Annotated in this window: 20 protein-coding genes and 3 rRNA genes; 15 read left to right on the plus strand and 8 right to left on the minus strand. The window is 54.6% G+C overall.

Translation table 11 applies throughout. From position 1 onward, the window contains the following. From A6013_RS15950 to A6013_RS15970, 5 genes are all read left to right on the plus strand, one after another. Positions 1 to 235 (plus strand): 23S ribosomal RNA (locus tag A6013_RS15950); the annotation flags it as partial. Between the two features lie 73 nt (positions 236 to 308). Beyond that, a 5S ribosomal RNA gene (gene rrf / locus A6013_RS15955) occupies positions 309 to 424 on the plus strand. 30 nt (positions 425 to 454) lie between these two features. Next, a 5S ribosomal RNA gene (gene rrf, locus A6013_RS15960) occupies positions 455 to 574 on the plus strand. Positions 575 to 701: 127 nt separating this feature from the next. Next, positions 702 to 1,154 carry a DUF4385 domain-containing protein gene (locus tag A6013_RS15965; RefSeq protein ID WP_045260159.1) on the plus strand — a complete coding sequence of 151 codons (453 nt, stop codon included), beginning with the start codon at positions 702 to 704 and terminating at the stop codon, positions 1,152 to 1,154. 151 nt (positions 1,155 to 1,305) lie between these two features. Then, positions 1,306 to 2,613 carry an MFS transporter gene (locus tag A6013_RS15970; RefSeq protein ID WP_041908648.1) on the plus strand — a complete coding sequence of 436 codons (1,308 nt, stop codon included), beginning with the start codon at positions 1,306 to 1,308 and terminating at the stop codon, positions 2,611 to 2,613. Here the strand turns inward: A6013_RS15970 and A6013_RS15975 are convergent. The 5 genes from A6013_RS15975 to trxC all read right to left on the minus strand — a co-directional run bounded on the left by A6013_RS15975 (position 2,610) and on the right by trxC (position 8,331). Further along, complete coding sequence (locus A6013_RS15975) at positions 2,610 to 2,933, minus strand: YfiM family lipoprotein (protein ID WP_048960039.1); 324 nt, start codon at positions 2,931 to 2,933, stop codon at positions 2,610 to 2,612. The two genes, A6013_RS15970 and A6013_RS15975, sit on opposite strands and share 4 nt — an antisense overlap. 45 nt (positions 2,934 to 2,978) lie before the next feature. Then, the gene (gene pssA / locus A6013_RS15980; protein WP_069733414.1) at positions 2,979 to 4,334 is read right to left on the minus strand and encodes a CDP-diacylglycerol--serine O-phosphatidyltransferase; all 1,356 of its coding nucleotides are present in this window, start codon (positions 4,332 to 4,334) and stop codon (positions 2,979 to 2,981) included. A gap of 110 nt (positions 4,335 to 4,444) precedes the next feature. After that, on the minus strand, positions 4,445 to 7,108 hold the full coding sequence (pat, locus tag A6013_RS15985; RefSeq protein ID WP_047364185.1) for a protein lysine acetyltransferase: 2,664 nt from the start codon (positions 7,106 to 7,108) through the stop codon (positions 4,445 to 4,447). A 35-nt stretch (positions 7,109 to 7,143) separates the two neighbouring features. After that, positions 7,144 to 7,842: a tRNA-uridine aminocarboxypropyltransferase gene (gene tapT / locus A6013_RS15990; RefSeq protein ID WP_069733415.1), complete on the minus strand. Its 699-nt coding sequence runs from the start codon at positions 7,840 to 7,842 to the stop codon at positions 7,144 to 7,146. A 69-nt stretch (positions 7,843 to 7,911) separates the two neighbouring features. After that, the gene (gene trxC / locus A6013_RS15995) at positions 7,912 to 8,331 is read right to left on the minus strand and encodes a thioredoxin TrxC (RefSeq protein ID WP_069733416.1); all 420 of its coding nucleotides are present in this window, start codon (positions 8,329 to 8,331) and stop codon (positions 7,912 to 7,914) included. A 204-nt stretch (positions 8,332 to 8,535) separates the two neighbouring features. Between trxC and A6013_RS16000 the strand changes: the two genes are divergently transcribed. Next, entirely contained in the window at positions 8,536 to 9,636 is a 1,101-nt protein-coding gene (locus tag A6013_RS16000) for a tRNA/rRNA methyltransferase (RefSeq protein WP_069733417.1), read from the plus strand. Between the two features lie 39 nt (positions 9,637 to 9,675). Here A6013_RS16000 and ung read toward each other — a convergent pair whose 3' ends face one another. After that, the gene (ung, locus tag A6013_RS16005) at positions 9,676 to 10,365 is read right to left on the minus strand and encodes a uracil-DNA glycosylase (RefSeq protein WP_023333064.1); all 690 of its coding nucleotides are present in this window, start codon (positions 10,363 to 10,365) and stop codon (positions 9,676 to 9,678) included. A 313-nt stretch (positions 10,366 to 10,678) separates the two neighbouring features. Here ung and grcA point away from each other — a divergent pair, with 313 nt between their 5' ends. Further along, positions 10,679 to 11,062, plus strand: a complete 384-nt coding sequence (grcA, locus tag A6013_RS16010) for an autonomous glycyl radical cofactor GrcA (RefSeq protein ID WP_006176733.1) — start codon at positions 10,679 to 10,681, stop codon at positions 11,060 to 11,062. A gap of 53 nt (positions 11,063 to 11,115) precedes the next feature. Here grcA and srmB read toward each other — a convergent pair whose 3' ends face one another. Further along, positions 11,116 to 12,444, minus strand: coding sequence for an ATP-dependent RNA helicase SrmB (gene srmB / locus A6013_RS16015; protein ID WP_069733418.1), 1,329 nt, complete (start codon positions 12,442 to 12,444; stop codon positions 11,116 to 11,118). 132 nt (positions 12,445 to 12,576) lie between these two features. On the opposite strand from srmB, the gene A6013_RS16020 reads away from it, so the two are divergent. Continuing rightward, on the plus strand, positions 12,577 to 13,314 hold the full coding sequence (locus tag A6013_RS16020; RefSeq protein WP_028014104.1) for a tRNA1(Val) (adenine(37)-N6)-methyltransferase: 738 nt from the start codon (positions 12,577 to 12,579) through the stop codon (positions 13,312 to 13,314). Here A6013_RS16020 and nadB read toward each other — a convergent pair. Continuing rightward, positions 13,299 to 14,918 carry an L-aspartate oxidase gene (gene nadB / locus A6013_RS16025; RefSeq protein WP_069733419.1) on the minus strand — a complete coding sequence of 540 codons (1,620 nt, stop codon included), beginning with the start codon at positions 14,916 to 14,918 and terminating at the stop codon, positions 13,299 to 13,301. The genes A6013_RS16020 and nadB overlap by 16 nt on opposite strands. A gap of 343 nt (positions 14,919 to 15,261) precedes the next feature. Between nadB and rseD the strand changes: the two genes are divergently transcribed. From rseD to lepB, 7 genes are all read left to right on the plus strand, one after another. Further along, positions 15,262 to 15,345, plus strand: a complete 84-nt coding sequence (gene rseD / locus A6013_RS27890; protein ID WP_231940818.1) for a rpoE leader peptide RseD — start codon at positions 15,262 to 15,264, stop codon at positions 15,343 to 15,345. Next, positions 15,342 to 15,917 (plus strand): RNA polymerase sigma factor RpoE, encoded by a 576-nt coding sequence (rpoE, locus tag A6013_RS16030; protein WP_028014102.1) that lies wholly within the window; start codon positions 15,342 to 15,344, stop codon positions 15,915 to 15,917. The genes rseD and rpoE overlap by 4 nt, the downstream gene beginning before the upstream one ends. A gap of 31 nt (positions 15,918 to 15,948) precedes the next feature. Further along, positions 15,949 to 16,599 (plus strand): anti-sigma-E factor RseA, encoded by a 651-nt coding sequence (gene rseA, locus A6013_RS16035; RefSeq protein WP_014832926.1) that lies wholly within the window; start codon positions 15,949 to 15,951, stop codon positions 16,597 to 16,599. Continuing rightward, on the plus strand, positions 16,599 to 17,552 hold the full coding sequence (rseB, locus tag A6013_RS16040; protein ID WP_041908666.1) for a sigma-E factor regulatory protein RseB: 954 nt from the start codon (positions 16,599 to 16,601) through the stop codon (positions 17,550 to 17,552). Before rseA ends, rseB begins: the two co-directional genes overlap by 1 nt. After that, positions 17,549 to 18,025, plus strand: coding sequence for a SoxR-reducing system protein RseC (rseC, locus tag A6013_RS16045; RefSeq protein ID WP_045260167.1), 477 nt, complete (start codon positions 17,549 to 17,551; stop codon positions 18,023 to 18,025). Before rseB ends, rseC begins: the two co-directional genes overlap by 4 nt. Positions 18,026 to 18,210: 185 nt before the next feature. Further along, positions 18,211 to 20,010 (plus strand): translation elongation factor 4, encoded by a 1,800-nt coding sequence (gene lepA / locus A6013_RS16050; RefSeq protein ID WP_028014099.1) that lies wholly within the window; start codon positions 18,211 to 18,213, stop codon positions 20,008 to 20,010. 16 nt (positions 20,011 to 20,026) lie between these two features. Beyond that, entirely contained in the window at positions 20,027 to 21,001 is a 975-nt protein-coding gene (lepB, locus tag A6013_RS16055) for a signal peptidase I (protein ID WP_047364182.1), read from the plus strand. Positions 21,002 to 21,085: the final 84 nt, after the last annotated feature.

Raw genomic sequence — 21,085 nt, forward strand, 5'->3', positions numbered from 1 at the left:
AGTGGACGCATCACTGGTGTTCGGGTTGTCATGCCAATGGCACTGCCCGGTAGCTAAATGCGGAAGAGATAAGTGCTGAAAGCATCTAAGCACGAAACTTGCCCCGAGATGAGTTCTCCCTGAGACTTTAAGTCTCCTGAAGGAACGTTAAAGACTATGACGTTGATAGGCCGGGTGTGTAAGCGCAGCGATGCGTTGAGCTAACCGGTACTAATGAACCGTGAGGCTTAACCTTACAACGCCGAAGCTGTTTTGGCGGTGAGAGACAGAAGAATCAACTTTCAGCCTGATACAGATAACAGAATTTGCCTGGCGGCTTTAGCGCGGTGGTCCCACCTGACCCCATGCCGAACTCAGAAGTGAAACGCCGTAGCGCCGATGGTAGTGTGGGGTCTCCCCATGTGAGAGTAGGGAACTGCCAGGCATCAATTAAGAAGAACCCCGTACCGTAAGGTGCGGGGTTTTTTGCTTTGGCGGTGGTCCCACCTGACCCCATGCCGAACTCAGAAGTGAAACGCCGTAGCGCCGATGGTAGTGTGGGGTCTCCCCATGTGAGAGTAGGGAACTGCCAGGCATCAATTAAGAAGAACCCCGTACCGTAAGGTGCGGGGTTTTTTGCTTTGTGCGCCGGAAAATACCGGGTGGCGGCACCGCCTGACCGTGCCTACAATTGTTAAAACGATTTTAACAATGGTGCCGCTTTGACACGTCCCTTTAATTACCAACAAGATTTTGCCAACATTAATTTCCGTGACCATGCAGAACTGTATCAGGTGGGGCGGGGAGAGCAGGGTGTGCTCATGGTGGAACCTTACAAAAGCGAGATCCTTCCGCACTGGCGATACAAAGATGCTGAAGTTGCAGCGCGATCGGCAAAAGAAATTTACGCCCTGTTTGAAGAATATCGTCAGCAAAACGACTTTGTGGGTATGGATATGGCGCGAAAATTCATTCAGATGGGCTATACGCGTGCCAGGCGATACGCCAATCATAAAGGCGGTAAAAAGTACGATGAGAAGCGCCAGGTCAAACCGCTGGATTGCGATCCTGTAAAAGCCGAAGCCGCCGCGGTCTTCAAAAAGTGGTGGGATAAAATTCGTGCAGATGAAGATTATTTGCAACGAAAAAAGGCGCATCAGCAGAAGTGGGGATAATTACTACGTCCGCTAATAATTCGATACCTGATCGAGTTCACAAAACGTAATGAAACATATTGGAAACATTTTATTTACCTAACGATTCGTTTTAAATCCGGTTTTACTGTTTGTGGGCAATGGCCCGCAATGTGAGACAGGGGATTTTAAAATGACAGAAACCGTAGCCAGTGCAGATACGGATAACACCAATTTGGCAGGTAAGGATACCCGTCGTCGGGTTTGGGCAATCGTTGGGGCCTCCTCGGGGAACCTCGTAGAGTGGTTTGACTTTTACGTCTATTCATTCTGTTCACTCTACTTTGCGCATATCTTTTTCCCGTCCGGGAATACCACCACTCAGCTTCTGCAAACCGCAGGCGTTTTTGCCGCCGGGTTCCTGATGCGCCCTATCGGTGGATGGCTGTTCGGCAGGATCGCAGACAGAAAAGGGCGCAAGACCTCCATGCTCATCTCCGTATGCATGATGTGCGTCGGCTCGCTGGTGATTGCCTGCCTTCCCGGATATGACACTATCGGAACATGGGCACCCGCGTTGCTGCTGCTGGCACGTCTGTTCCAGGGGCTGTCGGTCGGTGGGGAATACGGCACCAGTGCGACATACATGAGCGAAGTGGCGGTTGAAGGCCGAAAAGGTTTCTATGCATCATTCCAGTATGTGACCCTCATTGGCGGACAGCTGCTGGCGTTACTGGTTGTGGTGATCCTGCAACAAATCCTTAGCGATGAAGATTTGCACGCCTGGGGCTGGCGCATCCCGTTTGCTATGGGCGCTGCCCTGGCGGTTGTCGCCCTGTGGCTACGCCGTCAGCTTGATGAAACCTCTCAACAGGAGGTCAGGGCGCTGAAAGAGGCGGGCTCGATGAAGGGGCTCTGGCGAAACCGCAAAGCATTTTTGATGGTGTTAGGTTTTACCGCCGCGGGCTCGCTAAGTTTCTATACCTTTACCACCTACATGCAAAAATATCTGGTTAACACCACGGGCATGCATGCAAACGTTGCGAGTGTCGTCATGACGGTGGCGTTACTCGTCTTTATGCTTATCCAGCCGATTGTCGGCGCGCTGTCGGACAAAATAGGTCGCCGCACCTCCATGCTGATCTTTGGCGGCATGCTCACCCTGGGTACCGTTCCGCTTTTGACTGCGCTACAGCAGACAACGTCGCCGTATGCCGCTTTCGCGCTGATCATGGTGGCACTCATTATTATCAGTTTTTACACGGCAATCAGCGGCATTTTGAAAGCGGAAATGTTTCCCGCACAGGTGAGGGCACTGGGTGTTGGCCTCTCTTATGCGGTCGCGAATGCCCTGTTTGGCGGTTCGGCAGAGTATGTCGCGCTATCGCTTAAGTCGTGGGGCAGTGAAACGACCTTCTTCTGGTATGTCACCGTAATGGGAGCGCTGGCGTTTATTGTCTCGCTGATGCTGCATCGCAAAGGAAAAGGTATCCGCCTTTAATAATGTGCCATCTGCCAGACGGCGTAGCCGGTTGTTGCGCCGGCGACGTCCCAGGCAAAATCTTTCCAGCTCCAGCCGCTCCCTGAGGGGCGGCTATCCCATAGTTCTTTTGATGCCCCAAGGCCCACTGAGAACATCAACCCTATCGCCGCGCTACGGTCCCGACTGTATCCCTGATGCTGCGCGTACTCATTACCAGCTGCAGACAGCATAGCGGAAGCGAGGAAGTGTTGTGCTTTGTCCTGACCGGACCAGCTATCATTGGCCATATGACTGCAGCCAGTCAGAAAGAAAACGCTCAGTAACAGAGGAATACGCATCAACGGGCTCCATAAAAAAGCCCTGCGGGTAACAGGGCCTGGACATTACAGAATTCGGCTGATAAGTCGGTCAATACGGATACGACGCAAGCGGCGAATCAGCTTGCGAACTTTCACAGGATAATCGGCAATGCTCTGCAGCTCGCGGTAATGATTAACCACCGTGGTGTGCGTGCGAATCAACTCCAGTTCACGCTCACGCTGTGCGGCTAACTCATGCTGCGGGTCATGGATCAGGATCGCGTTTTCCAGATCCAGTCTCCACGCGCGCGGGTTCAGGTTGTTACCGGTCAGCAGCATCCACTCATCGTCGACCCACATACCTTTCAGATGGTAACTGTTGTCTTCATCTTTCCACAGACGCACAACCAACTGGTCAGTGTTTACGTAATACTGTAAACGGCTCAGGAAGCGGCGCAGGTTAATTTCATAAAGATAAGGCAGCGCACCGATGATTTTGAACGGCTGATCTTCAGGTATGAAGAAGTCGTTCGCCGTTTTATCCCCAACGATAATTTCCACTTTTTTACCATCGCGCAGCAGCTGAATGATATTACGCACCAGCACGGCAGGAAGGTTAAAGTACGGCGTACAGATGGTGAGCTTTTGCTCCGCGCACGGCATCAGATGGAAAATCGTTTTATTCAGCAGGCTTGATTTGCCAAGCCCAACCAGCGGGGTAACGGATAACTCTTCGTTGTTAGCGTCGCCCTGAAAATGGTAAACAGCATCGCGCAGCTCCTGGCGGAAGGCGCGAACATCGTTTTTGATTTCCGGGCTCTTAGGGCGCTCGGGATCGTCAAGGCGATTAACGCCACGGCCATGTACCAGGTTTTTATCAACCCAGTTAAACATGATATCGGCCATCTGAGGATTACGGATCAGATGGTAGCGGTCATAGCGATATTTATCGAGCTGATGAAGGTAGACATCATTGAGGCTTGCGCCGCTGTAAAGCACGCTGTCATCGATGATGAACCCTTTAAAATGAAGGACGCCGAGCGCTTCGCGGGTATTCACCGGGACGCCATAAACAGGTACATCGACGCCAAGATTTTCCTGCGCCGTGCGGCAATACCAGTCTGCATTGGTGTTTGAAGCGGCCGCGCCAATACGGCCACGCTGGGCGCGATGCCAGTCAACCAGCACGCGAACATCCAGCTCCGGACGCTGACGCTTGGCTTCATAGAGCGCGTTCAGGATCGCGCGCCCGCCTTCATCTTGTTCAAGATACAGGGCCACAATGCAAATGCGTCGCGTGGCACTGGCAATCTTTTCCAGAAGCGTCTCCCGAAAATGAGCGGGAGCGTAAAAGAACTCTACATCATCAACTGACTGAGAAATCTTCGGTAGTTGAGCAAGGTGTTGTTGATGTTTATTACGCTTAAATTTTGACAACATCACAGTGCGTTTCTTCTCTGTTCATTGAAGGGTTGTCTGTACCATGCAAACAACATAAGCGGACAATGATACCACCAGTCCCGTCCAAAGTGGGTAACATTTCCAGTAGCTTACTCGGGTTTGTCTGCCGGTGTCAGGCCGAGGGATAAGGCGACAATACCTTCGTCCAGCTGAATATCAACGTCAAATCCGAGTTTTCGCGCCAGGGTCACCATACCGCGATTGTTCGGCATAGTAATGCCATTCAGGCGTAACAATCCGTGATCTCGCGTATAACTGATGAGTTTTTCCAGCAGTCGTCTGCCCAGACCCAGGCCTTTAAGATCGGAGCGCACCAGCACAGCAAATTCCGCGTCAATGTTATCCGGGTCAGAAATTGCGCGCGTCACGCCGAGGATCTCATCGCCCCGATCGGAACGTCGAACGGCGACAAACGCCATCTCTCGATCGTAGTCGATCTGGGTCATATTGGCTAAATCATCGTGGGTAAATTCGTTGATTTCACTAAAGTAGCGATAATAGAGATCTTCTTTCGTAACCTGAGAAATAAAGGCTCGCAGCTGCGGTTCATCTTCCGGCAGAATAGGGCGGAACAGGGCGCGTTCCCCATTCTTCATCTCGACCCACTCCTCCAGCTGCAGAGGATACGGACGGATCGCCAGGCGGCTCTCTCTGTCCCCTTCAAATGGCGCTATATCCAGCGTTACGTCCAGCGCCGTAAACTCAGTGCCGGAGGCGAGCAGCGGATGGATATCCAGCCGCTGGATCTCCGCACAATCTACAACCAGGTTAGACACCTGCACCAGGAACTGACTCAACCCGGCAATATCGAGCGGACGCAGGGCGCTGCGGCCACGGATCTTTTTGCTTTTAATCGCCTGAATGATCAGATAGCGCGCCAGATTCATGTTCAGCGGCGGTAGCGCCACCGCGGCCTGTTCCTCTGGACGCCACTCAACGCCGCCTTCCCCCAACATAATGAGCGGGCCGAAGACAGGATCGTGTTCAACCACCACCCGCAGTTCCTGGGCGCCCGCGCGGTGAGCCATGCTTTGCACCAGCAGTCCGTGGATCCGAGCCTGCGGCCAGGCCATTTTGACACGATCGAAAATGGCATCGGCTGCCTGCTGCACCTCCGTTGCCGTGCGCAGGTACAACATGACCCCCTGAACGTCCGACTTATGCGGGATATCGGGGGAACGAAGCTTAAGGGCGACCGGGTAGCCAATCTGTTCGGCTATATGTACGGCCTCAGCGCTGTCGCTGGCGATCCAGGTTGGCAGAGTTTGCATCCCGTAGCTGCCCAGTATGGGCTGCACTTCATGCGTATCAAGCGAGGTCGCGCCTTCTTCAATGGCCTGCTGTAACAGCCGATGAACGTCGACGGTGTTCGCCGTCAGGTTTCCGGGCAAAGCCGGTGTCTCACGCAGCTGTTTCTGGTTGCGGCGATATTCCACCATATGCATAAATGCCGTGATGGTGCCTTCCGGCGTGCGGTAGGTTGGCAGTCCGGCTTCACTGAACAAGCGTCGCGCCTCCTGAGAGGAAAACTCACCGCACCAGTTGGTCAGCAGGGTGACATATTTGCCGCGCGGATGATTTCGTACCGCCTCAATCAGCGCCCGCGCGCTTTCACTGCCCGGCGCGGCCGCGCTGGGGGAGTGGATAATCATCAGCGCATCGAAATCCTGGCTGTCCAGCAATATGGAGATTGCCCTGATATAGCGATCGCTGCTGGCATCATCGCGCAAATCAAGCGGATTGCCGGGCGTCACGCTTGCCGGAAGCGCCTCTCTGAGGCGTTGCAGCGTCTCTTCACCCAGCGTGGCCAGCTTGCCGTTACGCAGCCAAAGCTCATCCAGCGCCAGCGCGGCAGGGGCCGCGCCATTGCTGACAATCATTAACTTCTCGCCGCGCAGCGGACGCATGTGGCTCAACGTCTCAACGGCGGAAAAAAGCTCGTGTGTATCCTGCACCCGCAGCAACCCCGCGCGCTGAATGGCAGCATCCCAGGCCGGATCCATACCGGAATGAGACTGCAGCAGACGCTGCGCCGCAGGGCTGCGACCGCTTTTGATAACGAGGATCGGTTTATTGCGCGATGCGCTACGCGAAGCGGAAACAAAACGACGGGCGTCGCTCAGGTGCTCAAGATAAAGGAGGATTGCGCTGGTTTTGCTGTCTCGCGCCAGGAAATCCAGCAGTTCGTCAACGTCAATATCCAGGCTGTCGCCCAGAGCAATGAAGTAGGAGAATCCCATTTCACGCTGCTGCGCCCAGTCAAGGATGGTGTTTGAGACCGCAGCCGACTGCGAGATAAACGCCAGCTTGCCTTTACGGATCGGCACCGGGGAGAAGCTGGCGTTCAGCCCCTGCCAGGGCGCGAGCAGACCCAGGCTGTTCGGCCCGAGAATGCGCATCTGATAGCGGCTGGCGCAGGCCAGCAGTTCGGGCTGCTGTTCAGGCGGAGACGAGAGAATAATGCAGGTTTTACACCCTTTCTTGCCGAGTGACTCCAGCAGTTCCGGATTGCGTTTGGCGTTTGTACACAGAACGGCGAGATCCGGTACGAAAGGCAGGCTCTCCACGTCCGGCCAGGCAAGCACGCCCTGAACGGCCTTATAAGACGGTGTGACGGGCATAACGGGACCGTTAAATCCTCCGGCCAGCAGGTTGCGCATCATCAGATAGCCTGCACGATCCGGTTTCATTGATGCGCCGATGACGGCAATGGATTTAGGACGGAGTAGCGCTTCTAACCCTCTCTGGCTCATGCAGGCCTCCTGTGAATGCAAGCGACCTGATGATTTTAAACGCTTTCTGTCTCCGTTGCTGTGATGCTGCCCTTATGAACGGTTTTTCCCGCCAGATAGCGCTCCCGGAAGCATGAGAAATGGTTGCCCAGGGCACCAGCTGCAGCGGTATCTCCTGCTAAATCCAGTAGCGCAATGGCTACTTCGGCAGTGCAGTATTGCCCGTCAGCATGCGCTTCGCGCAGGCGGTAGGCCGAGACGCGGGAAAGATCGACAGAAATAACCGGCAGAGCGTCGAGGTAAGGGCTTTTGCGAAACATTTTCCGCGCTTCGGTCCAGGTACCGTCCAGCATAATAAACAGCGGTGGTTTGCCTGATGGCGGCGCGGTAAGGACCTGACGCTGTTCTCTCGCATAAGATGCCGGGAAAACCACCATCGGCTGGTAGTCCGGGCTTGCCACCAGGTCGAGCAGAGCCTGAGGTGGCTCAGTGCGCGACCACTGAAACGCGGCGGTATCCGGCAGAATATCGGCAATAAGACGCCCCGTATTACTGGGCTTCATCGGCTCGGTATCGAACATGACCAGACAAAAGCGGCTCTCCGCAGTACTTGGGGCCAGCGTCTCGCACAGACACACCTTCAGCGGCAGCAGGCAGCGCTGACAGCGACGTATGCGATTGCCACGAGCAAGAAAGGGGCGAGTCGCGCGCGCAAGGCGTTCGGCGCGTAATTTAAGGACAGCGTTATCAGTCATGGGCGAAATGGAGGAAAAACCCTATTTTCGCAGAGGCGGGAACGGGGCACAAGGTGTGCCCCGGGAATGTTACAGCGATTCGTTTAACCAGCTATCAAAAGGTGCTTTTGGAACCGCACCGTTGAGCATATCGATCACTTCACCATTTTTGAAAATAATGATGGTCGGGATACTGCGAATACGAAAACGTGCGCTTAACTCGCGTTCGGCCTCGGTATTAACCTTAACGAACCGCATTTTTCCGCTGCGCTCTTCGGCCACATCTTCGAAGATTGGCGCGAAGCTGCGGCACGGACCGCACCATGGCGCCCAGAAATCGACCACCACCGGGAGATCGTCCTTGAGGAGTTTGTCCAGCGTAGCACCCGTCGCGTTAATGACATCGCCATCAAACAATTCATGGCCACAACGTCCGCATTTCGCACCGTCATCCATCCGATCGTCCGGAATGCGGTTTAAAGCCTGACAGTTGGCACATACGGTATTCATAACTAACCTCTGATAGAGCCGTGGGACAGCGGCAGAACGTCGATAATGTTTCTGATATGTTACATATTATCAGTGAGCCTGTATGAAACGACAATGCGTTTTATTCAATGGGAACAATAGTCACAGGCTTTTGTACGAAATTATGGCTATGCGCTGGCACATCGGGTAATCTGCGCGCTTCGCGCAGCGCTGGTGGAGAAAAGCATGAACGACGAAATGAAAAACAAAAGCGGCAAGGTCAAAGTGATGTATGTCCGCAGTGATGATGACTCTGATAAACGCACCCAAAATCCGCGTACCGGAAAAGGTGGCGGGCGTCCAGCGTCCTCTCGTGCAGACGGTGGCCGTCGCCCCGCCCGCGATGACAGAAATAACCGCGGTGATGACCGCAAACGTGATGACCGCAAGCGTGACGATCGCAAGCGCGATGACCGTCCGCGTGATGACTTCTCACGTGATAACGCCTCTCCGTGGCGCACCGTTTCTCGCGCCCCTGGCGATGAGACGCCGGACAAAGCCGATCACGGCGGTATCAGCGGTAAAAGCTTTATCGACCCGGAAGTGCTGCGTCGTCAGCGCGCGGAAGAGACCCGTGTATATGGCGAGAACGCCTGCCAGGCGCTGTTCCAGAGCCGTCCTGAGTGTATTGTCCGCGCCTGGTTTATCCAGAGCGTGACCCCGCGCTTTAAAGAAGCGCTGCGCTGGATGGCCGCGAACCGCAAAGCCTACCACGTGGTTGATGATGCTGAACTGACAAAAGCGTCCGGTACCGAGCACCACGGCGGCGTCTGCTTCCTGATTAAAAAACGTAACGGCACGACAGTTCAGCAGTGGGTCAGCCAGGCAGATGCCGATGACTGCGTGCTGGCGCTGGAAGACGTGGGCAACCCGCACAACCTGGGCGCAATGATGCGCAGCTGCGCGCATTTTGGCGTGAAGGGCGTGCTGCTGCAGGATGCCGCGCTGCTGGAATCCGGCGCCGCGATCCGTACTGCGGAAGGCGGAGCCGAGCACGTACAGCCGATCACCGGCGACAGCGTTCTGGATGCCCTCGAGCAGTTCCGTAAAGCGGGCTATTCCATCGTGACCACATCCAGCCATGCCGGTACGCCGCTGTTTAAAGCGACGCTGCCGCGCAAGATGGTGCTGGTGTTGGGTCAGGAACGCGATGGTCTGTCTGATGCGGCGCTCTCCAGTTCGGATCTGAGCGTCTCCATCGACGGGACGGGCAATGTGGAAAGTCTGAACGTATCCGTTGCGACCGGCGTGCTGCTGGCCGAGTGGTGGCGTCAGAATAAGGCATAAGCCTCTTATGTGCCGGGCCTGACCCGGCACATTCAAACCCTACTCGCTCTCTGCCGGTAACACAGGCATCCAGTCAATTGGCGTTTCGCCACGTTTTTCCAGCCATTCATTTGCCAGAACAAAATGATTACTGCCAAAGAAACCGCGATGGGCAGAAAGCGGTGACGGGTGCGGTGCCTTCAACACGTGATGACGCTGACGATCGATAATTGCCCCTTTCTTCTGCGCGTGAGAACCCCAGAGTAAAAACACGACCCCTTCACGATGCTCGTTGATAAGGCTGATAACTTTATCGGTAAAAGTTTCCCACCCAAGGCTGGCGTGCGAGTGCGCCTGGCCCGCCCGTACGGTGAGCACCGTGTTCAATAACAGCACGCCCTGGCGCGCCCAGCTTTCCAGATAACCGTGGTTGGGGCGGGTAAACCCGGGCACGGTTCCCTCAAGCTCTTTATACATGTTGAGCAGAGAAGGGGGGATCGCCACGCCTGGGCGTACGGAAAATGCCAGCCCGTGCGCCTGCCCAGGGCCGTGATAGGGATCCTGGCCCAGAATGACGACTTTCACATCGCTCAACTCGGTATAGCGAAACGCGTTGAATACATCTTTTTGCGGCGGATAAATCGTTTGCCCGGACTGACGCTCAGCGGCAACGGTACTGAGCGTATTGATAAAATAAGGCTGCTGCTTTTCTTCTGCCAGCACGTCATGCCAGGTTAAAGGTGTCGTCATGTCGCTCTCCTGCGAATCTCAATCTGTCACTAGCTTACCTGTTTAACGCTTGTGAGCAAAATTACGCGCTGAAATGCGTGCTAAGTCGTTAAATTTATTTTGAAATAATGCAGGTTAAGTTGAGTTGATGGGGTGTGAAATTGATCTAAAGCAATAAATTCAAACCACACACTTTATGTGGTTGGTGTTTTTGTTGATTTAAATCAATAAATCGCCGTGGTGTGAATGATATATATACACACAAGAAACAATGGTTTTACCAATTGGCCGCGTAAGGCCAGCATCAGTTAATGTAGCCTAAGGGAGGCAACACATGATTACAGGTATCCAGATTACCAAAGCGGCAAATGACGATCTGCTCAACTCTTTCTGGCTGCTGGACAGCGAGAAAAATGAAGCGCGCTGTGTGGTTGCGAAAGCGGGTTTTGCTGAAGATGAAATCGTACCGGTGAATAAACTGGGCGAAATCGAATACCGTGAAATCCCAATGGAAGTGCAGCCGGAAGTGCGCGTTGAAGGGGGTCAGCACCTGAACGTTAACGTGCTGCGCCGCGAAACGCTGATGGATGCCGTTGAGCACCCGGAAAAATACCCACAGCTGACTATCCGCGTGTCTGGTTATGCGGTTCGCTTTAACTCACTGACTCCAGAACAGCAGCGCGACGTTATCGCCCGTACCTTTACTGAAAGCCTGTAAGGCTTCAGCCACGGGGGTGGAACAAAAAAGCCGGGGATTACCCCGGCTTTTTCTTACTCTTCAGTCTTCGTTTCCTGCGCGACAGCGCTTGGCTTACGACGCTTACCAATGTTTTTGGTATCGCGGTGGCGCTGCTTCACGCGCGGCTTCTCTTTTTCTTTCTCTTTTCTCTCAGCACGTTTCGCGAGCGCTTTCTTGGACGGTTTACCCGTCATTTTTTCACTCGGCGCACGTGTGGTTGGGCGCAAGCCATCAATAACGCGCGCTTTCAGCGGCTCGTCAACATAGCGGCCAATTTTCTGCAGCAGCAGGTAGTCATGCGCTTCAACCAGTGAAATTGCAATCCCTTTGCGGCCCGCGCGACCGGTACGGCCAATGCGGTGCAGGTAGGTATCTCCGCTGCGCGGCATATCGAAGTTAATGACGTGGCTCACGTCAGGGATGTCGATCCCGCGGGCGGCAACGTCTGTTGCGACCAGCACGTTAACGCGGCCATCGGTCAGGCGCTTAATGCCTTCGGTACGCTTGATCTGCGCCATCTCACCTTCAAGATAGCAGTTGTTGATCCCGGCGTTGCGCAGCATTTCAGCCAGCTCGTGCACGCGCTCGCGCTTACGCACAAACACGATAGTGCGGGTGGCGTCTTCCTGCGTCAGCAGGTGCTTGAGCAGCTCAACCTTATGCTCAAGGTTGTCCGCACGGTAATACCACTGGTGGATCTTTTTACGCTCTCGCGTGGATGGCGTCGCAGAGACTTCCACCGGATCTTCCAGCAGACGCTCTGCGAAGTCTTTAATCGCATCCCCTTCAAGGGTGGCAGAGAACAGCATCGTCTGGTTACGCCAGCGCGTTTCACCTGCAATATGCTCGATATCCTGCGCAAAGCCCATGTCCAGCATGCGGTCCGCTTCGTCGAGGATCAGCGTTTCTACCGCGCGGCAGTCGAAGTTCTCTTCTTTAATATACTGCAGCAGGCGGCCCGTCGTCGCGACGACGATGTCCTGGTTTTCGCTGAACACTTCGGCGTGGTTCATATACGCAACGCCGCCGGTGATGGTGGCGATATCCAGATGCGTATTCGCCGCGAGTTCACGCGCGTGATCGGCAACCTGCATGGCCAGCTCGCGCGTAGGCGTCAGGATCAAAATACGCGGCGGGCCAGATTTTTTACGTGGAAAGTCGAGCAGGTGCTGCAACACAGGCAGCAAATAGGCTGCTGTCTTCCCCGTGCCGGTTGGCGCAGAACCGAGCACATCGCGGCCCTCAAGCGCAGGCGGAATGGCCGCTGCCTGAATGGCGGTCGGGCGTGTAAAGCCTTTGCTCTCAAGAGCATTGAGCAGGCTTTCATCGAGTTCAAGTTCGGAAAAAGTCGTTACAGTCATGTTCTACCTCTGTGTGGGGCGCTGATTATAGACGTTACGGCTGTAATCTTCATCTGTTTGTATGGATATCGCTTTGCGGCCACTTCGCTTTCCCCTATGCTACTCCAGTTTCACTTAGAAGGTTGCCCTGACATGTCTCAACTCAAAGCGCAGCTGCGCCGCGATGGTTTTACGTTTAAACAATTTTTTGTCGCTCACGATCGCTGTGCCATGAAAGTCGGTACAGACGGCATTTTACTGGGAGCATGGGCACCTGTCGCAGGTGTTAAGCGTATTCTTGATATCGGTACCGGCAGCGGGCTGGTGGCCTTGATGCTGGCGCAGCGTACTGAAGAGCATGTCACTATTGATGCCGTTGAGCTGGATGCGCAGGCCGCAGGGCAGGCGGGTGAAAACGCGGCCGAGTCCCCCTGGGCTGACCGGATAACCGTTAAGTGCGCGGACGTGCTGGCCTGGGCGCCAGAGCAGACGGCGCGTTACGATCTGATTGTCAGCAACCCCCCTTACTACGAGCCCGGCGTGGAGTGCGGTACACCGGAACGTGAACAGGCGCGCTATACCGGTTCACTCGATCACAAAGCGCTGCTCGTCAACGCGGCTGAACTTATCTCAGAAGAGGGCTTTTTCTGCGTGGTGCTGCCAGAAAGTACGGGCAACACGTTTATCGCTACCGCGCAGGAGATCGGCTGGACGTTACGTTTGCGAACTGACATCTCTGATACGGAAGGCCGATTGCCGCACCGCGTGCTGCTGGCGCTTTCGCCAAAAGAGGGTGAGTGTTTTAATGACCGTATGGTGATCCGTGGGCCAGACCAGCGTTATTCCGAAGATTACACGGCTCTGACCCAGGCGTTTTATTTGTTTATGTAAACCTGCGGGGCGAGTATCGACGGGCCGGACTCAGCAAGCCGATCCGGGTAGTCGAGTGTGTAGTGCAAACCGCGGCTCTCTTTACGCATCATCGCGCAGCGAACAATCAGCTCGGCAACCTGCACCAGATTGCGCAGCTCCAGCAGATTATTGGAGACGCGGAAATGGGTATAATATTCATCAATTTCCTGCTGCAGCATCGTAATGCGGCGCAACGCGCGTTCCAGACGTTTCGTGGTGCGCACAATCCCAACGTAGTCCCACATAAACAGCCGTAGCTCGTGCCAGTTGTGCTGGATCACCACCAGCTCGTCCGGGTTCTCCACGCGGCTTTCATCCCAGGCCGGTAAACGCTCTGTTTCACGGGCGTAAGGCATGCGCTTCGTGATGTCCTCCGCCGCTGACCAGCCGTACACCAGACATTCAAGCAGCGAGTTAGACGCCATACGGTTCGCGCCGTGTAGCCCGGTATAGCTGACCTCACCAATAGCATACAGACCGTCTACATCAGTGCGTCCGTGATCGTCAACCATCACGCCGCCGCAGGTATAGTGGGCGGCTGGCACAATGGGCACCGGATCGCGTGTTAAATCAATGCCAAGATTGAGCAGCTTTTCGTAAATCATCGGGAAGTGCTGGCGAATGAATTCTGCCGGCTTATGGCTAATATCGAGATACATGCAGTCCACGCCAAGGCGCTTCATTTCGTGGTCGATGGCGCGGGCAACAATATCACGCGGCGCCAGTTCACCGCGGGCGTCAAAGTCCGGCATAAAGCGGGTACCGTCAGGGCGTTTCAGATAAGCCCCTTCGCCGCGCAGGGCTTCCGTCAGCAGGAAATTTCGCGCCTGAGGGTGGAACAGGGCGGTGGGGTGAAACTGATTAAATTCGAGATTCGCCACGCGGCAGCCGGCGCGCCAGGCCATGGCGATACCGTCCCCGGAAGCGATATCCGGATTCGTGGTGTACTGATACACCTTAGAGGCGCCACCTGTAGCCAACACCACAGCCTTCGCCTGACAGGTTTCCACCTTCTCTTTATTACGGTTCCAGACCCACGCTCCCACCACGCGACGCGTGCCGGGCAGGCCTATCTTGTCGGAAATGATCAGATCAACCGCGTTGCTCCGCTCAAGGACCCGGATGTTAGGATGGTTCAGCGCTTTGCTGACCAGCGTGGTTTCCACTTCTTTTCCGGTAGCATCCGCGGCGTGCAGGATGCGGCGGTGGCTATGGCCGCCTTCACGCGTTAAGTGGTAGCTCTCTTCACCGTTGGGCTGAACCTGAGTATCGAATAAAACACCCTGATCGATAAGCCACTGAACGCAATGGCGGGCATTGCTGGCGACAAACTCTGCCGCGTGTGCATCCACGATCCCGGCCCCGGCAATCAGCGTATCTTCCACATGTGACGCAATGCTGTCGGTCTCGTCAAATACCGCGGCAATGCCGCCCTGAGCATAAAATGTGGAGCCTTCACTTATCGGGCCTTTGCTCAGAACGATAACGTTCTGATGTTCAGCCAGACGCAGCGCCAGAGAGAGACCGGCAGCGCCGCTGCCGATGATCAGTACATCACAATGAAGTTCAGGTGTTGTGTTCATGATTGTTGTTTAATTTACTAAACAGTGTTGGGGCAGAATAGCACCTGTATGCGAGATATCGCACGTTTTTTTTAATGGAAGTTGCAATGACTAAACGCACATGCAGGGGTAAACGAAGGGTAAATAAATGAAATTATTTTGCGAAGCAGATCGTTAGCGTCAGATTTTGTGGTGAAATAAAGCCTGTGTTGCGTTACTCTTCTGGCGGGAAAAAGATGTTTCTTGTCAGAAAGTGGTGCGTATCGTGAACAGACTTATAATGAGAGAAAATGAACGGTCTGCGGCGCGATGAACAAAAACAAAGGCGTTACGGAACTTATTGAAGATCAGACACTCTAAGCTGGTGCTTGCTCAAAGTGCGGTAGTTATAGAGTGGCGTTTCGATAACGCGTGGAATTTAGGTTTGGGGAGACATTACCTCGGATGAGCGAGCAGTTAACGGACCAGGTCCTGGTTGAACGGGTCCAGAAGGGAGATCAGAAAGCCTTTAACCTACTGGTGGTGCGCTACCAGCATAAGGTGGCGAGTCTGGTTTCCCGCTATGTACCGTCAGGTGATGTACCTGATGTGGTGCAAGAGTCTTTTATTAAGGCCTATCGCGCGCTGGAATCTTTCCGGGGAGATAGTGCTTTTTATACCTGGCTGTACCGTATTGCTGTCAATACGGCAAAGAATTACCTGGTTGCTCAGGGTCGTCGTCCGCCGTCCAGTGATGTAGACGCTATCGACGCCGAAAACTTCGAAAGTGGCGGTGCGCTGAAAGAAATTTCGAACCCTGAGAACTTAATGTTGTCAGAAGAACTGAGACAAATTGTTTTTCGCACGATCGAGTCACTCCCGGAAGATTTACGCATGGCAATTACGTTACGGGAGCTTGATGGTCTGAGCTATGAAGAGATAGCCGCTATCATGGATTGTCCGGTCGGCACGGTTCGTTCACGAATTTTCCGTGCGCGAGAAGCTATTGATAATAAAGTTCAACCGCTTATCAGGCGTTGACGATAGCGGGATACTGGAAAAGGTATTAGGCATGCAGAAAGAAAAACTTTCCGCTTTAATGGATGGTGAGACGCTGGATAGTGAGCTGCTCAACGAGCTGTCTCATTCTCCCGAAATGCAAGAGACCTGGGAGAGTTACCATCTCATCCGTGACACGCTGCGCGGTGATACCGGAGAGGTTCTCCATTTCGATATCTCAGCCCGCGTGATGGCGGCCATCGAGAATGAGCCTGTTCATCAGACCACTCCGCTGATTCCTGAAGCGCAACCCGCACCGCACCAGTGGCAGAAAATGCCGTTCTGGCAAAAAGTGCGTCCGTGGGCCAGCCAGCTCACCCAAATGGGGGTGGCTGCATGCGTATCGCTTGCAGTTATCGTTGGCGTCCAGCACTATAATACTCAGTCTGAAACTAATCAGCAGCCAGAAGCGCCAGTGTTTAACACACTGCCGATGATGGGCAAAGCCAGCCCGGTAAGTCTGGGCGTACCGGCTGATGCCTCCGCCAGCGGCGGTCAGCAACAGCAGGTTCAGGAGCAGCGCCGTCGCATTAATGCGATGTTGCAGGATTATGAGTTGCAGCGTCGTCTGCACTCTGAACAGCTTCAGTTTGAGCAGGCCCAAACTCAGCAAGCTGCTGTGCAGGTGCCCGGAAACCAAACTTTAGGAACGCAATCGCAGTAATGAAGCAACTTTGGTTCGCCATGTCTCTGATGGCGGGTAGCCTGTTCTTCTCTGCTAACGCCTCGGCTGATGTTTCATCCGGGGCGTTGTTGCAGCAAATGAATCTGGCCAGCCAGTCACTCAATTACGAGTTGGCATTTATCAGCATCAACAAGCAGGGCGTCGAGTCGTTACGCTATCGCCATGCCCGTCTTGATAACCAGCCGCTCGCCCAGCTTTTACAGATGGATGGCCCGCGTCGGGAAGTTGTCCAGCGTGGCAACGAAATCAGCTATTTCGAGCCCGGTCTGGAGCCTTTCACCCTGAATGGCGACTATATCGTTGATTCTCTACCGTCGCTTATCTATACCGACTTCAAACGACTTGCCCCTTACTATGATTTTATTTCGGTAGGGCGTACCCGTATTGCAGACAGGCTGTGTGAAGTGATCCGCGTGGTTGCGCGCGATGGCACGCGCTACAGCTATATCGTCTGGATTGATGCGGAAACCAAGCTGCCGATGCGCGTGGACCTGCTCGACCGCGACGGCGAGACGCTTGAACAGTTCCGCGTCATCTCCTTTAGCGTGAACAATCAGGTTGGTAACAGCATGCAGAATCTGGCGAAGGCCAGCCTGCCGCCGCTGCTTTCTGTTCCTGCAGGGGACTCCGCTAATTTCAACTGGGTTCCTTCCTGGATACCGCAAGGCTTTAGCGAAGTGTCCAGCAGCCGTCGTCAGTTGCCCACCATTGATACGCCGGTTGAATCACGCCTCTATTCCGATGGCTTGTTCAGCTTCTCGGTGAATATCAACCGCGCAACGGCAAACAGCGCTGAACAAATGCTTCGTACCGGGCGTCGTACGGTCAGCACCACGGTTCGCGATAACGCAGAAATCACGATTGTGGGGGAATTACCTCCGCAGACGGCGAAGCGCATTTCAGACAGCATTAAATTCAGGGCCGCACAATGATTAAAGAGTGGGCGACCGTCGTCTCGTGGCAGAATGGTATTGCGCTGGTCAGCTGTGATGTTAAAGCCTCATGCAATAGCTGCGCATCCCGAGCCGGTTGTGGCAGTCGCGTGCTGAATAAGTTAGGGCCACAGACATCGCATACGATCTCCGTGCCGAGCGAACAGCCGCTGGTGGCGGGTCAGAAGGTGGAACTGGGCATTACGGAAGGCAGTCTGCTGAGTTCCGCGATGCTGGTCTATCTCTCCCCGCTGGTGGGGCTGTTTGTCATGGGCGGCCTTTTTCAGATGCTGTTTGGTACCGACGTGGCCGCCATGTGCGGTGCAGCTTTGGGTGGCGTAGGGGGATTCTGGCTTGCCAAAGGCATCTCACCGAAGCTCGCCGCGCGCGATGAGTGGCAGCCCGTTATTCTGAGCGTTGCGCTGGCGCCTGACCAACTTCGCGTCGAGACGCTCTCTTCTGAGGCCCGGTGATCCACCGGGCTTTATCATTATTTACATCTCAAAAAAGAAAACGCCATTTCTTCGCGCTATGCTTGGCTCTAAGTGCATTTCCAGGTTGCGGGTATGTAGTGTAGAATGCTGCGTTTTCGCACTGAAAAACGTCAGGCTAAGAACAGCGGCCTCCAGGAATTCGTAAGGCATAATTATTTAACTATATGAAGAACATACGTAACTTTTCGATCATTGCTCACATTGACCACGGTAAGTCGACGCTGTCTGACCGTATTATCCAGATTTGCGGTGGCCTGTCTGATCGTGAAATGGCAGCCCAGGTACTGGACTCCATGGACCTGGAACGCGAACGCGGTATCACCATCAAAGCGCAGAGCGTGACGCTCGACTATAAAGCTTCTGATGGCGAAACCTATCAACTGAACTTTATCGACACCCCAGGCCACGTTGACTTCTCCTATGAAGTATCACGCTCGCTGGCGGCCTGTGAAGGTGCGCTGCTGGTGGTCGATGCCGGGCAGGGCGTAGAAGCCCAGACCCTGGCAAACTGCTACACCGCGATGGAAATGGATCTCGAAGTTGTGCCGGTTCTGAACAAAATCGACCTGCCAGCCGCCGATCCTGAGCGCGTGGCGGAAGAGATTGAAGACATTGTCGGCATTGACGCGACCGACGCCGTACGCTGCTCCGCGAAAACCGGTGTGGGTGTGACCGACGTGCTGGAACGCCTGGTACGTGATATTCCGGCCCCGGAAGGCGACCCGGATGGTCCATTGCAGGCGCTGATCATCGACTCCTGGTTCGATAACTACCTGGGCGTGGTCTCTCTGGTGCGTATTAAAAACGGCACCATGCGTAAAGGCGACAAAATCAAGGTTATGAGTACCGGACAGGTCTACAACGCAGACCGTCTGGGTATCTTCACGCCAAAACAGGTTGACCGTACCGAGCTGAAATGCGGCGAGGTAGGCTGGCTGGTCTGCGCGATTAAAGACATCCTCGGCGCGCCAGTGGGCGATACCCTGACCGGCGCGCGTAACCCGGCAGACAAAGCGCTGCCAGGCTTCAAAAAGGTGAAACCGCAGGTTTACGCGGGTCTGTTCCCGGTCAGCTCTGACGACTACGAAAACTTCCGCGATGCGCTCGGCAAGCTGAGCCTGAACGATGCCTCCCTGTTCTACGAGCCAGAAAGTTCAACGGCGCTGGGCTTCGGCTTCCGCTGCGGCTTCCTCGGCCTGCTGCACATGGAGATTATTCAGGAGCGTCTGGAGCGTGAATACGATCTGGATCTGATCACCACCGCACCAACGGTAGTCTACGAAGTAGAAACCACCTCGAAAGAAGTGATCTACGTCGACAGCCCGTCCAAGCTGCCGCCGCTGAACAACATTCACGAGCTGCGCGAGCCTATTGCAGAATGTCACATGCTGCTGCCGCAGGAGTTCCTGGGGAACGTTATTACGCTCTGTATTGAGAAGCGTGGCGTGCAGACCAACATGGTTTACCACGGTAACCAGGTGGCGCTGACCTATGAAATCCCTATGGCGGAAGTGGTACTCGACTTCTTCGACCGTCTGAAGTCTACCTCCCGTGGCTATGCGTCACTGGATTACAACTTCAAACGTTTCCAGGCCTCCAACATGGTGCGCGTGGACGTGCTGATCAACGGCGAGCGTGTGGATGCGCTGGCGCTGATCACCCACAACGACAATGCGCCGTATCGTGGCCGCGAGCTGGTTGAGAAGATGAAAGATCTGATCCCGCGTCAGCAGTTTGACATTGCGATTCAGGCGGCCATCGGTAACCACATCATTGCCCGCTCAACCGTGAAGCAGCTGCGTAAAAACGTTCTGGCGAAGTGCTATGGCGGTGACGTTAGCCGTAAGAAAAAGCTGCTGCAGAAGCAGAAAGAAGGTAAGAAGCGTATGAAGCAGGTCGGTAACGTTGAGCTGCCGCAGGAAGCATTCCTTGCCATTCTTCATGTCGGTAAAGACGGCAAATAACCTTTAAGGAGTTGGCATGGCGAACATGTTTGCCCTGATCCTGGTCATCGCTACGCTGGTGACAGGCCTGCTGTGGTGTCTGGATAAGTTTATCTTCGCCCCAAAACGCCGTGAACGTCAGGCTGCCGCGCAGGCAGCGACTGGCGATGCGCTTGACGCGAAAACCCTGAAGAAAGTTGGCCCGAAACCGGGCTGGCTGGAAACGGGCGCGTCGGTGTTCCCGGTGCTGGCGATTGTGCTGGTGGTACGTTCGTTTATTTATGAGCCGTTCCAGATCCCATCGGGATCAATGATGCCAACGCTGCTGATCGGTGATTTTATTCTGGTTGAGAAGTTTGCCTACGGCATCAAAGATCCGATTTACCAGAAAACGCTGATCGAAACGGGGCATCCGAAACGTGGCGACATCGTGGTGTTTAAATATCCGGACGATCCGCGTCTGGATTACATTAAGCGCGCGGTGGGTCTGCCGGGTGATAAAGTGACCTACGATCCGGTTGCGAAGGAAGTCACCGTTCAGCCGGGCTGCAGCTCCGGTACCGCGTGTGAAAACGCGCTGCCAATCACCTACTCAAACGTTGAGCCAAGTGATTTCGTGCAGACTTTCGCCCGTCGTAACGGCGGTGAAGCGACCAGCGGGTTCTTCCAGGTGCCAAAAGGTGAAACCAAAGAGAACGGCATTCGTCTGGTTGAGCGCAAAGAGACGCTGGGCGATGTCACTCACCGCATTCTGACCGTGCCAATCGCGCAGGACCAAGTGGGGATGTATTACAAACAGCCGGGTCAGCAGCTGGCCAGCTGGATCGTACCGCCGGGACACTACTTCATGATGGGCGATAACCGCGATAACTCCGCGGACAGCCGTTACTGGGGCTTTGTGCCGGAAGCGAATCTGGTGGGTAAAGCAACCGCGATCTGGATGAGTTTTGAGAAGCAGGAAGGCGAGTGGCCGACCGGCGTGCGCCTGAATCGTATTGGCGGAATCCATTAATTCTCAGGAAAAGAACACGTAGCCGCGTTATTTCGCGGCTACGTGAATTATTTCCTCGATAAATCTCTTTGAACTAACGACATC

It is taken from the genome of Enterobacter sp. IF2SW-B1 (assembly GCF_001743375.1).
Classification (GTDB): Bacteria; Pseudomonadota; Gammaproteobacteria; order Enterobacterales; family Enterobacteriaceae; genus Enterobacter; species Enterobacter bugandensis.

Coding starts and splice junctions, on each gene's coding strand:
- ung (WP_023333064.1), bottom strand. CDS start 10,365: ATGACGACACCTTTAACCTGGCATGACGTGCTGGCAGAAGAAAAGCAG.
- lepA (WP_028014099.1), top strand. CDS start 18,211: ATGAAGAACATACGTAACTTTTCGATCATTGCTCACATTGACCACGGT.
- rseA (WP_014832926.1), top strand. CDS start 15,949: ATGCAGAAAGAAAAACTTTCCGCTTTAATGGATGGTGAGACGCTGGAT.
- grcA (WP_006176733.1), top strand. CDS start 10,679: ATGATTACAGGTATCCAGATTACCAAAGCGGCAAATGACGATCTGCTC.
- A6013_RS16020 (WP_028014104.1), top strand. CDS start 12,577: ATGTCTCAACTCAAAGCGCAGCTGCGCCGCGATGGTTTTACGTTTAAA.
- trxC (WP_069733416.1), bottom strand. CDS start 8,331: ATGAATACCGTATGTGCCAACTGTCAGGCTTTAAACCGCATTCCGGAC.
- pssA (WP_069733414.1), bottom strand. CDS start 4,334: ATGTTGTCAAAATTTAAGCGTAATAAACATCAACAACACCTTGCTCAA.
- A6013_RS15970 (WP_041908648.1), top strand. CDS start 1,306: ATGACAGAAACCGTAGCCAGTGCAGATACGGATAACACCAATTTGGCA.
- nadB (WP_069733419.1), bottom strand. CDS start 14,918: ATGAACACAACACCTGAACTTCATTGTGATGTACTGATCATCGGCAGC.
- A6013_RS16000 (WP_069733417.1), top strand. CDS start 8,536: ATGAACGACGAAATGAAAAACAAAAGCGGCAAGGTCAAAGTGATGTAT.
- srmB (WP_069733418.1), bottom strand. CDS start 12,444: ATGACTGTAACGACTTTTTCCGAACTTGAACTCGATGAAAGCCTGCTC.
- rpoE (WP_028014102.1), top strand. CDS start 15,342: ATGAGCGAGCAGTTAACGGACCAGGTCCTGGTTGAACGGGTCCAGAAG.
- tapT (WP_069733415.1), bottom strand. CDS start 7,842: ATGACTGATAACGCTGTCCTTAAATTACGCGCCGAACGCCTTGCGCGC.
- lepB (WP_047364182.1), top strand. CDS start 20,027: ATGGCGAACATGTTTGCCCTGATCCTGGTCATCGCTACGCTGGTGACA.
- pat (WP_047364185.1), bottom strand. CDS start 7,108: ATGAGCCAGAGAGGGTTAGAAGCGCTACTCCGTCCTAAATCCATTGCC.
- rseC (WP_045260167.1), top strand. CDS start 17,549: ATGATTAAAGAGTGGGCGACCGTCGTCTCGTGGCAGAATGGTATTGCG.
- A6013_RS15975 (WP_048960039.1), bottom strand. CDS start 2,933: ATGCGTATTCCTCTGTTACTGAGCGTTTTCTTTCTGACTGGCTGCAGT.
- rseB (WP_041908666.1), top strand. CDS start 16,599: ATGAAGCAACTTTGGTTCGCCATGTCTCTGATGGCGGGTAGCCTGTTC.